Raw genomic sequence first — 11,682 nt, forward strand, 5'->3', positions numbered from 1 at the left:
GTAAGGGCTAGCGATGATCGAGGCGCACCAGCTGACGAAGCGGTACGGGGAGAAGACCGCCGTGGACGGGCTGGACTTCACGGTCCGACCGGGCGCGGTGACCGGGTTCCTCGGCCCCAACGGGGCGGGGAAGTCGACCACGATGCGGATGATCGTCGGACTGGACGCGCCCACCAGCGGGTCGGTCCGGGTCAACGGCCGCCGGTACTCCGAGCACGCCGCGCCGCTGCAGGAGGTGGGCGCGCTGCTGGAGGCCAAGTCCATCCACCCCGGCCGCTCGGCCTTCAACCACCTGATGGCCCAGGCCCACACCCACGGCATCCCGCGCCGCCGGGTCGAGGAGGTCATCGAGCTGACCGGCCTGCAGTCGGTGGCCCGCAAGCGCGCCGGGGCGTTCTCGCTCGGCATGGGCCAGCGCCTCGGCATCGCGGCCGCCCTGCTGGGCGACCCGGCCACGGTGATGCTGGACGAGCCGGTCAACGGGCTCGACCCCGAGGGCGTGCTGTGGATCCGCAACCTGCTCACCTCGCTCGCCGACGAGGGCCGCACCGTCTTCGTCTCCTCGCACCTGATGAGCGAGGTCTCGCTGGTCGCCGACCACCTGATCATCGTCGGGCGGGGCAGGCTGCTGGCCGACACCACCGTGCAGGAGCTGGTCCAGCAGGCCGGCGGCGACGTCGTCAAGGTCGCCAGCGCCGACCCGACCCGGCTGCGCTCGGCGCTCGCCGGACCGGGCGTGGAGATCACCGGCCGCTCCGGCTCCGAGGAGCTGCTGGTCACCGGGCGGACGGCCCGCGAGATCGGCCTCACCGCCGCCGAGGAGGGCATCGCGGTGTTCGAGCTGACCCCGCGGACGGTCTCCCTGGAGGAGGCGTTCATGGAGCTGACCCGGGACGCCGTCGAGTACCACGGGACCACCACCGTCGAGAGCACCGTCGACACCCAGAGGAGCGCGGCATGAGCACCATCGCCCCCAGCCAGACGTCGTCCACGCCCGCCGGGACGCGCCCCGCGAGCCCCGCCTACAAGGTGACGGCCGCGCGCGTGCTGCGCTCGGAGTGGGCCAAGCTGTGGTCGCTGCGCTCCAGCTGGATCACCCTCGGGCTGGCGCTGCTGTTCCTGGTCGCCTTCGGCCTGATCGCGGCCTTCCACTACAAGTCGCGGATCAACTCCGGCGGCCCGATGGACCGGGACTTCGCCGACGCGAGCGCGCTCAGCCTGTCGCTGTTCGGCACCAACTTCGCCCAGCTGGCGCTCGGCGTCCTCGGCGTCCTGGTCGCGGCCGGCGAGTACTCGACCGGCATGATCCGCTCCACCCTGGCCGCCGTGCCGCGCCGCCTGCCGGTGCTGTGGTCCAAGGCGGCGGTGTACGGCGTGATCGCGCTGGTGCTGGGCACCGTCGGGGTGTTCGTCACCTTCACCGCGGACAGCGGCATCCTGTCCGGCACCCGGGCGGCGATCACCCTCTCCGACACCGGCGTGGTGCGCAGCCTGCTCGGTGCCGGGCTCTACCTGGGCCTGGTCGGCGTGATCGGCGTGGCCCTCGGCGCGCTGCTGCGCTCGGTGGCCGGCGGCATCGCCGTCCTGGTCGCCTCGCTGATGCTGATCCCCGGCCTGACCTCGCTGCTGCCGACGTCCTGGCAGAGCCACATCAGCCCCTACCTGCCCAGCCACGCGGGTGAGGCGATGTTCGCCCTGCACCACGACTCGACCACGCTCTCGCCGACGGCCGGCCTGCTGGTCTTCCTCGGCTGGACGGTGCTCGCGCTCGCCGGTGCCGCCGTACGGCTGGTGCGCAGCGACGCCTGAGCCCGGGCGCTCCGGCGCCTGAGACACTCGCGGTGCGGCGCCGGACCAGACCGGCGCCGCACCGCTTCATCCAGTTCCGTAGGGTTCTGTCCCATCCCGTTCCGTTCGTACGACCAGCAGGGAGAACCCCCGGTGAGCGAGGACCACTCCGCCTCCGCCGGCCCGTTCGCGGCCACCGACGCGCTGTCCGGCCACCCGCTGTTCGCCCGGCTGGCCCGGATCGGCCAGCGGCTGCGCGAGGCGGACCGCGACCACCCCTGGGTGCTGGACGCCGCCGTGGTGGCCGTGGTGTTCCTGGTGTTCGCCCTGCCCGACCTCTTCCCGGGCCACGGCGACGGCGGCCCGCACGAGCACCGGCTCAACCTGGTCCGGCTCCCGCTGCCGGCCACCCTGGCCCTCCAGGCCGGCCTGGTGCTGCCGCTGCTGTGGCGCCGGCGCCGGCCCACGGCGGCCTTCGCCGCGATCATGGCGGTGTTCGTGCTCCAGTGGTCGCTTGGCGTGGGCCTGCGCGCCGACGCCGCCCTGCTGGTGGCGCTCTACAGCCTGGCCCTGCACGGGCGACTGCGGCACCTGGCCTGGTCCTGCCTGGTGATGGTCGGGGCGATGGCACTGGCCGCGGTGGAGGTGTCCGGCGGCGGGCTGCCGGTCGGGGACGCCCTGTTCTTCCTGGTCAGCGCCGCCACGGCAGGCGTGGCCCTGGGCATCGCGGTGCGCATCCGCCGCGCCCAGCTGGCCGGACTGCGCGAGCGCGCCGCCCGGCTGGAGATCGAGCGCGACCAGCGCAGCCGGCTGGCCACCGCCACCGAACGCACCCGGGTGGCCCGGGAGATGCACGACATCATCGGCCACAACCTGTCCGTCATCGTCACCCTGGCCGACGGCGGCGCCTACGCCGCCCAGACCCACCCCGAGCGCGGCCGGGAGGCGCTGCAGCTGATCGGCGAGACCAGCCGCCAGGCGCTCGGCGAGCTGCGCCGGATGCTCGGCGTGCTGCGCGACCAGGCCGACCAGACCGCCGAGTTCAACCCCCAGCCCGGCATCGCCGACCTGGACGGGCTGTGCGCCCGGATCCGCGCCGCCGGACCCCAGGTGGTGTACACCGTCTCCGGCGACCCGGACCGGCTGGACCGCGGCGTCCAGCTGATGGCCTACCGGATCGTCCAGGAGGCGCTCACCAACACCCTCAAGCACGCCGGAGCGGACACCCGGGCGCACGTCACCCTGACCGTCGACGCCACCCGGCTGCGGGTCCGGGTCCAGGACGCCGGCCCGCCCGGCGGCGCCCGCCCACCGGCGCGCCCGGACGGCGAGGGGCACGGCCTGGCCGGGATGCGCGAACGCGCGGCCCTCTACGGCGGCACCGTCACGGCGGGCCCCGGCCCTGGGGCAGGATGGACCGTGGAGGCCGTACTGGACCTCACCCCCGACCCGACAGGCGGCCACCCGTGACCACCGTCCTCATCGTGGACGACCAGCCACTGCAGCGCTACGGCTTCCGGATGCTGCTGGAGAGCCAGCCCGACACCGAGGTGGTCGGCGAGGCCGCGCACGGCACCGAGGCCGTCCGGCTCACCGCCGACCTGCGGCCCGACGTCGTCCTGATGGACATCCGGATGCCCGGCATGGACGGCATCGAGGCCACCCGCCGGATCGTCTCCAGCGGCGGGCGCTCGCGCATCCTGGTCCTCACCACCTTCGACCTCGACGAGTACGCGCACGCCGCGCTGCGCGCCGGGGCCAGCGGCTTCCTGCTCAAGGACGCCCGGCCGGAGGAACTGCTCGCCGGGATCCGCGCTGTCGCCGAGGGCGACGCGGTGGTGGCCCCGGCCATCACCCGGCGGCTGCTCGACGCCTACGCCCACCACCTGCCGGTCCGCCCGGCCGGCGCGGCGCCCGTCGAGGACGCCCGGCTGGAGGCGCTCACCGAGCGCGAGCGGGAGATCCTGGTGGCCATCGCCCAGGGCTGGACCAACAGCGAGATCGCCCAGCGGCTGGTGCTGGCCGAATCGACCGTCAAGACCCACGTCAGCCGGGTGCTGGCGAAGATCGGCGCCCGGGACCGGGTGCAGGCGGTGATCTTCGCCTACGACCGCGGACTGACGAGGCCCAATCCGCCGATCGCCAGCTGATCCGCCGGCGGGCGCCCGGGTCCGTCGCGGCGCGGCCCCGGGCGCCGCTTCTGCCGTGCTACGCCTGGGCGTTGGGGGAGTCCTGCGGCGCCCGGGTGGGGTGCGGGACGGCGCCGGGCAGGCCGTGGCCGGTGTGGTCGTCGGTGTGCCAGGACTGCGACTGGAAGGCGAGGAACACCGCCGCCCAGCGGTTCTCGTCCGGGAGGTGGATCAGCAGGGCGCCGTCCTGGTACACCCCGTCGTCCTTGCGGAACTGGCCGCTGTTGCCCTGGTTCATGTGCACGTCGTGCACGCCGTTGCCGGGCAGGAAGCCGAACACCTTGTCGGGGACGCCGGGTTCGGGCCCGAAGCGCTGGCCGAAGACGTACACGGCGGCGTTCCGGTCGGCGATCGCGTGCTGGACGTAGTGGTCGAGCAGGTCGGCGAGGTCGTCGTCCGGGCCCGGGAGGTCGGGCGGCAGCACGTGCATCGCCGAGTGGTCGAAGAGCTTGCCGCGGACGAAGTCCAGGCTCGCCGTGCCGGGGCGGGAGTCCAGCTCCGTCCAGCCGCTGCCGGCGGGCGGGAGCAGGTCGGTGACCGGGTGCCGGAAGTCCTCGTCGGCGAGGTAGAGCAGGTCCGAAGGGGCCTGCTGGGAGAGCACGTTGACGGCGGCGCGGTAGTCGGTGCCGGCGGCGTCGCGCAGGTGGATCTGGTAGTGCGGGGTGCCGGTGGCGCCCTCGCGGCGCCGGTCGACGGCGGTGGCGGTGAGCACGCCGTAGTTGCTGATCGGCATGGGGTGGTTCCTCGGGTGGGGTCGGCCAGGAGCAACTCCGTTATCGGGCACGGGCCGGGCGCGGTGCCGGGGAATCGGCGTTTGTTCATCTGCCGTCCCCCGGACGGGTTTCCGCGGCACCGAACATTGACAAGAGCGCCGAACAGGGGCGTCAGGGGTGCTCGACCGGTGCCGGTGCTGCCGATGCCTCTCGGGTCGGCCCGGTCCGTCCGCGCAGCAGCTCGGCGGTCAGGAAGGCCGTCACGGCGGTGACGATCAGCAGCGGCATCGCGTTCGCCGCCTGCCCGCCCAGCAGCATCGTGGCCAGCACCGTGCTGGTCACCGGCAGTCTCGTCAGGGCCGCGCCGGAGGCGGCCAGCCCGGCAGCCAGCGCCGAGGCGGTGCCCAGGCCCGGCAGCGGCGCGCAGGCCACCCCGAGGGCGGCGCCGATCAGGATCGCGGGGAAGATCGGCCCACCGCGCAGACTGCCCAGCGCGATGCCCCAGCCGAGCGTCTTGCACAGCACCAGCGCGAGCAGCGCGCCGATCGGCCAGGCGGCCGGATCGGCCGCGAGGGCGCCCAGGGTGGCCTGGCCGGAGAGCGCGGCCTCCTCCGGCGAACGGCCGGTGAGCAGCGCGTACGCGGCGATGCAGCCGCCGACCGCGACCGCGCAGCCGACGGTGCGGAGGGCGGTCCGTCGAGTGGTCGAACCGACGCCGGGACCGCCCGTCGTGAAGGCCTTCACCCGGCGGCCGAGCGCCTGCCCCGTTACGCAGACCACCGCGACCGCGACGGCCAGCGGAACGCCCCACAGGAAGTCGCCGGGATCCGGGGTGCCGGTCGCGGGCACGTGCGGCAGCGAGAGCGCGCCGACCGCCAGCCCGGTCCAGTGTCCGAAGCCGGTGAAGACCAGGGCGCCGACGCCGCTGGCGAGCAGGCAGGGCAGGATCAGCGCGACCAGCTGCGGGCCGCCCAGCCCGGCCGCCTCGATCATCATCACCGCGGCCACCAGCGGACTGCCGAAGATGGTGGAGATCGCCGCCGACGCCCCCGCCGTGCCCAGCACCGGTACGACCCGGGGGTTCCGGGCCCGGGTCGGCGCCCGGACGGCGAGCAGCGCGAGTCCGCCGCCGAGCGCCATCAGCGGCGCCTCCGGGCCGAGCACCGCGCCGAGCGGCAGGCCGACGAGCGCTGCCAGCACCACCCCGGGGACGTCCCGGGGCAGGCTGGGCGCGCCGCCGAGGCCGTCCACCGGCACGTGCCCGCCGCGCCCGGGCAGCCGGGTGACGACCGGGGCGAGCAGCAGCCCGGCCAGCGCCAGCGCGGGCAGCGGCCACCACCAGGGCGCCCGGTCGAACCCGGCGGTGTCCGGCAGGCTCTCCCAGATCCAGTGCTGCAGCTCGTGTTCCAGGCCGACGAACCCGAAGGCGACCAGCGAGATCGGGATGCCGACCAGCACCGCGACCAGCAGCAGCCCGAGGTAGCCCCGGTGCAGCAGCACCTCGCGCAGGGTGGGGCCGCCGTCGCCCTGCCTCGGGGGCGCGTCGGGCGGCTCGGGCTCCGGCATTCACCGCTCCTTCGGGTTTCTCACGTGGCTGGGCCCCGTCCTGCGACCGAGTCTCGCCGGGGGCCGCCCGCCCCGCACGGCGTGCCGCCCGTACGAGCGCCGCACACGGAAGCGGGCACCCGTCGCGGTGGCGGCGGGTGCCCGGGGCGGGCTGCGGGTCAGCAGCCGTAGGAGATCTCGCGGAAGTCGGCGTAGTGGTCGTCGCTGTAGTAGACCCGCTTGGAGACCGTGTCGCGGACGATGCGCTCGGCGTCCCGGTGGGTGTTGGCGGTGGGGCGGGGGTTGACGTCGTACTCGTGGTAGGTGGTGGAGTGCGGCAGGTCGCCGCTGCGGTTGCCGTACGGGTTGCCGCCGCGGATGAACTCACCGTCCGGGAGACGGTAGGTGATGGGTTCCGGGGTGGCCGGCCACTCCAGCTGGCGCCAGGTCTCGCAGGACTGGGCGACCTGCGGCGGAAAGGCGTCGAGCGGCAGCGGCGGCTGGAGGAGCGCGGCCGGGGCCCGGGTGGCCGTGACGGCGTGCGCGGGCACGGCGGCCGGGGCGAGGCCGAGGGTGAGCAGCAGGGCGAGCGCGGTCTTGGCGAGGCGGGCGTTCACAGGTTCTTCTCCAGGGCCGTCAGGTAGTTGCGCATGAAGTGGTCGCGGACGCCCTCGCCGGTGGGCTCGAAGGCGGCCGAGGTCAGGCCCTTGGCCCGGTTGGCGACCCCGGCGAGGAGGCCGCTGGCGCCCTCGTGGACCGTCCCGGCCGAGTCGATGAAGCGCAGGGCGCCGACGTGGGTGAAGGCCGGCTCGGGCGGCAGCTGGGGGACGATGTCGTTGTTGTTGACGAAGCGGTAACTCCGGCCCTGGAAGGCCTTGTCGTACGCGGCGGTGAGGAGCCGGTCGCAGGTGCGGGGCTGGCCGAAGGTGTACACGCCGTCGGCCGTCAGCCGGGGGTCCTCCAGGCTGAGGCGGGCGGCGGCGAGCATGGCGAGGGCGCCGCCGAGGCTGTGGCCGGTGAGCCAGACGGTCTGGTCGTCGGTGCGGAGTTCGGTGAGGGTCTTGAGGACGTCGGGGAAGACCGACTCCAGCGCTTCGCCGAAGCCGTAGTGGACGTAGCCGGTGCCGGCGGGGCCGGGCCAGGGCGGGGTGGTGGAGTCGGTGAGCCAGTCGCGGATCTCCTTGGGCTCGGTGCCGCGGAAGGCGACCACGATCATGCGGTCGCTCGCCATGGTGTACGCCTGGGTGTCCTGGAGCGGGAACGGCGGGGTGAACCGGGTCTGGTGGTGGCGCACCGTGTCGAAGCCCCAGTCCCGGGCCTGCCGGTCGATGGTGGCGTCGTTCTGGTAGGCGAGGTCCGCGGCCTTGGCCAGCCAGTAGGCGTGGGCGAGGCTGTAGCCGGTCGCGCTCTGGTCGAAGGTGGTGGGTACGGGCACGAAGGGAGCCGCCTTTCGATGGGGGGGCGTCCCTCGTTGGTAGCGGAAGCGCCCGTCGACGGACGGGCGACCGGCCCGGGAGTCGTTCCAACAGCGCAGGGGCGGCGCACGAATCGATCCCTATGTATACGTGTCATCTGATTGCTTCATGGGATTTGCGGCCCGTGGTGGCCGATGCGCTAGTTGGTGGCGTCGGCGGGTTCCGTCGACGCATCAGGCGAACCACCACCGAGCAAAGGGACTTGAGCACCATGAAGCACATGACGACCCGCAAGAGCCTGGCCGCACTGGCCGTGCTGATCGCCGCGGCGGGCACCCTGGCCCAGGGCGGCACGGCACAGGCGGCGACCCGGGCGGCGGGCCAGTGCGGCGGGAACGTGGCCGACTACACCTACCCGGCCCGGGCCTACCAGTTCGACGACGTGATCAGCACCTGGCTCGGCATCTCGGCCGTCCAGTTCAACGACGACATGACGCTGACCGTCACCTCGAACGCCACCCCCGCCACGGTCTCCGGCGCCTGGGAGCTGCACGACCCGAACGGGCCCAATCCGGCCAAGAAGGGCGTGGTCACCTTCTACACCACCGTCTCGCCGCCCGTGCAGGGCGATGGCGTGGCCAGCATCTACTGGTACACCGGCTTCCCGAACTGCAACCCGACCGCCGCCGACCCGGCGAAGAAGCTGTTCCAGATCTACGGCGACGTCCAGATGCAGCCGGTCTACTCCGACGGCAGCTACGGCCCGCTGAGCAAGCTCAACGCCTACCAGGCCGACCGCTGAACCCACGCCCCTCCGGCCCCCGGGGCCGCCGTCCGGTCCCGGGGGCCGAACCGCGCGCGGTGCTTGGGAGGGAACGGATTCGTTCACTAACATTGGCCGTAGGCCTGGTGAACAGGGAACCCCCGGAAGGTGTGCAGCCATGTCCGCTGAAGCCCGAAGCGCTGAGGGCGGCACCGTGCGCGCAGGAGCAGCAGCAATCGTGGCCGCCGCCCCGGCCCGCCGACGGGGCGAGGCCTTGGAGAGCGCCATCTACCGGGCCGCCCTCCAGCAGCTCACCACCGACGGCTACGCCCGCCTCACCATGGAGGGTGTGGCCGCCGCCGCGCAGACCGGCAAGGCCGCGCTCTACCGGCGGTGGTCCTCCAAGGAGGAGCTGGTCATGGACGCGTTGCGGGCCGCCCTGCCCCCGGCCCGGCCGGCCCCGGACACCGGCAGCCTGCGCGGGGACCTCCTGGAGGTGGTGACCGGGCTGCGCACCGCGATGTTCAGCGACCTGGGCGCCGCCGTCCGCGCCATCATGAGCGAGATCGACCACCAGCGCGCCCGGGTCTTCCTGGAGCTGGTGCAGGAGCGGGTGGTCGAGCCCACCACCGCGCTGATCGCCGAGGTGCTCGACCGGGGCACCGCCCGGGGCGAGGTCCGCCCCGGGGCGGTCACCCCGATGGTCACCGACGCGGTGCCGGCGCTGATGCTGTACCGGATCAAGATGTGCGGCGGGGGCGCCGTGGAGCTCGATCCGGTGGCGATCGTCGACGAGGTGCTGCTGCCGATCGTCCGCCGGTGACCGCGGGCGTGCCTCAGGCCCCGCTGTGGCGCAGCATGTCGTCGCGCTCGACGACCTTGACGCGCTCGCGGTCCTCGGCCTGCCCGAGCTCCCGCTCGTGGGCGTCGAGCTGCTTCCAGCCGTCCCAGGTGGTGAAGCGGACACCGCGGGCGCGCAGGTGCTCCTCGATCGCCGCCGGGTCGGGCTCGGTGGCGCCGGGCAGCCGGCCGGTGGCGTGGTCCTCCAGCAGGCAGGCGACGGTCTCGTTGGCGTCGCCCTTGGTGTGGCCGATCAGGCCGACCGGGCCGCGCTTGATCCAGCCGGTGACGTAGACGGCGGGGACGTGCGAGCCGTCGCCGTCCAGGACGCGGCCGGCCTGGTGCGGGACGGTGCCGGAGACCGGGTCGAAGGGCAGCTTGGGCAGCTCGTCGGAGTAGTAGCCGACGGCGCGGTAGACCGACTGGACGTCCCAGTCGGTGTGCCGGCCGGTGCCGCGCACATTGCCGGTGCCGTCCAGCTCGGTGCGCTCGGTGCGCAGGCCGACGACCTTGCCGTCCTCGCCGAGCACCTCGACCGGGGACTCGAAGAAGTGCAGGTAGACCCGGTGGGGGCGGTCGCCGACGTCCCGGATCGCCCAGTTCTCGACGGTGGCGGCGACCAGGTCGACGTGCTTGACGGCGCGGCGCTCGGCGATCGAGCCCTCGTCGTACTCGATGTCCTCGGGGTTGACGATGACCTCGATGGTGGGCGAGTGGTCGAGCTCGCGCAGCTCCATCGGGCTGAACTTGGCCTGGGCCGGGCCGCGGCGGCCGAACACGTGGACCTCGACGGCGCGGTTGGCCTTCAGGCCCTCGTACACGTTCGGGGGGATCTCGGTGGGCAGCAGCTCGTCGGCGGTCTTGGCGAGGATCCGGGCGACGTCCAGGGCGACGTTGCCGACGCCGAGGACGGCGACCTTCTTGGCCTCCAGCGGCCACGTGCGCGGCACGTCCGGGTGGCCGTCGTACCAGGAGACGAAGTCCGCCGCGCCGTAGGAGCCGTCCAGGTCGATGCCGGGCAGGTCGAGCGAGCGGTCGGCCATCGCGCCGGTGGAGAAGACCACGGCGTCGTAGTGGCGGTGCAGGTCGTCCAGGGTGAGGTCGGTCGGGTAGTCGACGTTGCCGAACAGGCGGACCTGCGGCTTGTCGAGGACCTGGTGCAGGGCGGTGACGATGCCCTTGATCCGCGGGTGGTCCGGGGCCACGCCGTAGCGGATCAGGCCGAAGGGGGCCGGCATCCGCTCGAACAGGTCGATCGAGACGCCGGGCGCCTTCGCGGCGTCGGACTTGAGCAGGGCGTCGGCGGCGTAGATCCCGGCGGGGCCGGCTCCGACTATGGCGACTCGGATCGAGCGGGTCATGCGGGTGAATCCTCCGGGCGGGCACACGGCGGGGGCCGACTGGTCTGGACCCTTGCAGCCAACCCGCTGGTCGCGCGGAGGTGTAGGCGGTGTCGATCTATGACCTCATAGAGCCGACCTATGGCCGGCCCGGGAACTTCCCGGGCCGGCCGGACGTCAGTCGGCGTCGGCCGGAGCGGTGGGCGTGGCGGGCACCTGCGGTGGGACGGTCGGTGCCGGTGCGGTCGGGGCGGCCGCGCCCTCGGTGAGCCGGTTCGCGGACGCCTCGAAGAACCGCAGCATCTCCACCGGGAACGGCAGCACCAGCGTCGAGTTCTTCTCCGCCGCCACCTCGACCACCGTCTGCAGCATGCGCAGCTGCAGGGCCGCCGGGGTCTCGGACATCTTGGCCGCCGCCTCGGCGAGCTTGGCGGCCGCCTGGAACTCGCCGTCCGCGGTGATGATACGGGCCCGGCGCTCACGGTCCGCCTCGGCCTGGCGGGCCATCGAGCGCTTCATCGAGTCGGGCAGGCTGACGTCCTTGATCTCCACCCGGTCGATGTGCACGCCCCAGCCCGTCGCGGGGCTCTCCAGCATGACCTCCAGGTCGTGGTGGAGGTTCTCCCGGCCGGACAGCAGGTCGTCCAGCTCGCTCTTGCCGATGATCGAGCGCAGCGAGGTCTGGGCGACCTGCAGCATCGCGAAGTTGTAGTTCTGCACGTCCACGGTGGCCCTGATCGGCTCGATCACGCGGAAGTACAGCACCGCGTCGACGCTCACCGAGACGTTGTCCTTGGTGATGCCCTCCTGGGTGGGCACCGGCATGGTGACCACCTGGACGTTCACCTTGCGCATCTTGTCCAGCACCGGCACCAGCAGCGTCAGGCCCGGCTCGCGGACCGTCCCGCGCACCCGGCCGAGCCGGAACACCACGCCGCGCTCGTACTGCTGCACCACCCGCACGCCGGTCGTCAGCAAGAAGAGGACCACCACGGCGACGATCACGAGTACTGATGCCACGCCAGTTCTACCTTCTCCCCGTCGCGGTGCGGCCGGGCCGGGTCCGGAGTGGCCCTGTCGCCGGGCGCT

Annotated in this window: 12 protein-coding genes; 6 read left to right on the forward strand and 6 right to left on the reverse strand. The window is 73.4% G+C overall.

Features of this window, described 5'->3' with window-relative positions; all coding sequences use genetic code 11:
• Window positions 1-13: 13 nt before the first annotated feature.
• The 4 genes from ACFVXG_RS28500 to ACFVXG_RS28515 all read left to right on the forward strand — a co-directional run bounded on the left by ACFVXG_RS28500 (window position 14) and on the right by ACFVXG_RS28515 (window position 3,938).
• Window positions 14-961, forward strand: coding sequence for an ATP-binding cassette domain-containing protein (locus ACFVXG_RS28500; RefSeq protein WP_387931303.1), 948 nt, complete (start codon window positions 14-16; stop codon window positions 959-961).
• Window positions 958-1,809, forward strand: a complete 852-nt coding sequence (locus ACFVXG_RS28505; RefSeq protein ID WP_387931304.1) for an ABC transporter permease — start codon at window positions 958-960, stop codon at window positions 1,807-1,809. Before ACFVXG_RS28500 ends, ACFVXG_RS28505 begins: the two co-directional genes overlap by 4 nt.
• 132 nt (window positions 1,810-1,941) lie before the next feature.
• Complete coding sequence (locus ACFVXG_RS28510; protein ID WP_387931305.1) at window positions 1,942-3,258, forward strand: histidine kinase; 1,317 nt, start codon at window positions 1,942-1,944, stop codon at window positions 3,256-3,258.
• Window positions 3,255-3,938, forward strand: coding sequence for a response regulator (locus ACFVXG_RS28515; RefSeq protein ID WP_387931306.1), 684 nt, complete (start codon window positions 3,255-3,257; stop codon window positions 3,936-3,938). Before ACFVXG_RS28510 ends, ACFVXG_RS28515 begins: the two co-directional genes overlap by 4 nt.
• A 58-nt stretch (window positions 3,939-3,996) precedes the next feature.
• Here the strand turns inward: ACFVXG_RS28515 and ACFVXG_RS28520 are convergent, their stop codons facing one another.
• From ACFVXG_RS28520 to ACFVXG_RS28535, 4 genes are all read right to left on the reverse strand, one after another.
• Window positions 3,997-4,710 carry a DUF2278 family protein gene (locus ACFVXG_RS28520; protein WP_387931307.1) on the reverse strand — a complete coding sequence of 238 codons (714 nt, stop codon included), beginning with the start codon at window positions 4,708-4,710 and terminating at the stop codon, window positions 3,997-3,999.
• Window positions 4,711-4,861: 151 nt separating this feature from the next.
• On the reverse strand, window positions 4,862-6,256 hold the full coding sequence (locus tag ACFVXG_RS28525) for a chloride channel protein (RefSeq protein ID WP_387931308.1): 1,395 nt from the start codon (window positions 6,254-6,256) through the stop codon (window positions 4,862-4,864).
• A gap of 158 nt (window positions 6,257-6,414) precedes the next feature.
• A complete protein-coding gene (locus ACFVXG_RS28530; protein ID WP_387931309.1) occupies window positions 6,415-6,852 on the reverse strand; it encodes a ribonuclease domain-containing protein in 438 nt (145 codons plus the stop codon).
• A complete protein-coding gene (locus tag ACFVXG_RS28535) occupies window positions 6,849-7,670 on the reverse strand; it encodes a lipase family protein (RefSeq protein WP_387931310.1) in 822 nt (273 codons plus the stop codon). The genes ACFVXG_RS28530 and ACFVXG_RS28535 overlap by 4 nt, the downstream gene beginning before the upstream one ends.
• Window positions 7,671-7,930: 260 nt before the next feature.
• Between ACFVXG_RS28535 and ACFVXG_RS28540 the strand changes: the two genes are divergently transcribed.
• Both ACFVXG_RS28540 and ACFVXG_RS28545 read left to right on the forward strand, forming a co-directional pair.
• A complete protein-coding gene (locus ACFVXG_RS28540) occupies window positions 7,931-8,452 on the forward strand; it encodes a hypothetical protein (protein WP_387931311.1) in 522 nt (173 codons plus the stop codon).
• 139 nt (window positions 8,453-8,591) lie between these two features.
• Window positions 8,592-9,236 carry a TetR/AcrR family transcriptional regulator C-terminal ligand-binding domain-containing protein gene (locus ACFVXG_RS28545; RefSeq protein WP_387931312.1) on the forward strand — a complete coding sequence of 215 codons (645 nt, stop codon included), beginning with the start codon at window positions 8,592-8,594 and terminating at the stop codon, window positions 9,234-9,236.
• Between the two features lie 13 nt (window positions 9,237-9,249).
• Here the strand turns inward: ACFVXG_RS28545 and ACFVXG_RS28550 are convergent, their stop codons facing one another.
• Together ACFVXG_RS28550 and ACFVXG_RS28555 are read right to left on the reverse strand one after the other, a co-directional pair.
• Complete coding sequence (locus tag ACFVXG_RS28550) at window positions 9,250-10,614, reverse strand: FAD-dependent oxidoreductase (protein ID WP_387931313.1); 1,365 nt, start codon at window positions 10,612-10,614, stop codon at window positions 9,250-9,252.
• A 156-nt stretch (window positions 10,615-10,770) separates the two neighbouring features.
• Window positions 10,771-11,613 (reverse strand): slipin family protein, encoded by an 843-nt coding sequence (locus ACFVXG_RS28555; protein WP_387931314.1) that lies wholly within the window; start codon window positions 11,611-11,613, stop codon window positions 10,771-10,773.
• Between the last annotated feature and the right edge of the window lie 69 nt (window positions 11,614-11,682).

This window comes from Kitasatospora sp. NPDC058162 (assembly GCF_042884005.1).
Classification (GTDB): Bacteria; Actinomycetota; Actinomycetes; order Streptomycetales; family Streptomycetaceae; genus Kitasatospora.

Bases quoted from the DNA above. Each gene is read 5' to 3' on its own strand.
- ACFVXG_RS28545 (WP_387931312.1), top strand. From the start codon at position 8,592: ATGTCCGCTGAAGCCCGAAGCGCTGAGGGCGGCACCGTGCGCGCAGGA.
- ACFVXG_RS28500 (WP_387931303.1), top strand. From the start codon at position 14: ATGATCGAGGCGCACCAGCTGACGAAGCGGTACGGGGAGAAGACCGCC.
- ACFVXG_RS28505 (WP_387931304.1), top strand. From the start codon at position 958: ATGAGCACCATCGCCCCCAGCCAGACGTCGTCCACGCCCGCCGGGACG.
- ACFVXG_RS28550 (WP_387931313.1), bottom strand. From the start codon at position 10,614: ATGACCCGCTCGATCCGAGTCGCCATAGTCGGAGCCGGCCCCGCCGGG.
- ACFVXG_RS28540 (WP_387931311.1), top strand. From the start codon at position 7,931: ATGACGACCCGCAAGAGCCTGGCCGCACTGGCCGTGCTGATCGCCGCG.
- ACFVXG_RS28525 (WP_387931308.1), bottom strand. From the start codon at position 6,256: ATGCCGGAGCCCGAGCCGCCCGACGCGCCCCCGAGGCAGGGCGACGGC.
- ACFVXG_RS28520 (WP_387931307.1), bottom strand. From the start codon at position 4,710: ATGCCGATCAGCAACTACGGCGTGCTCACCGCCACCGCCGTCGACCGG.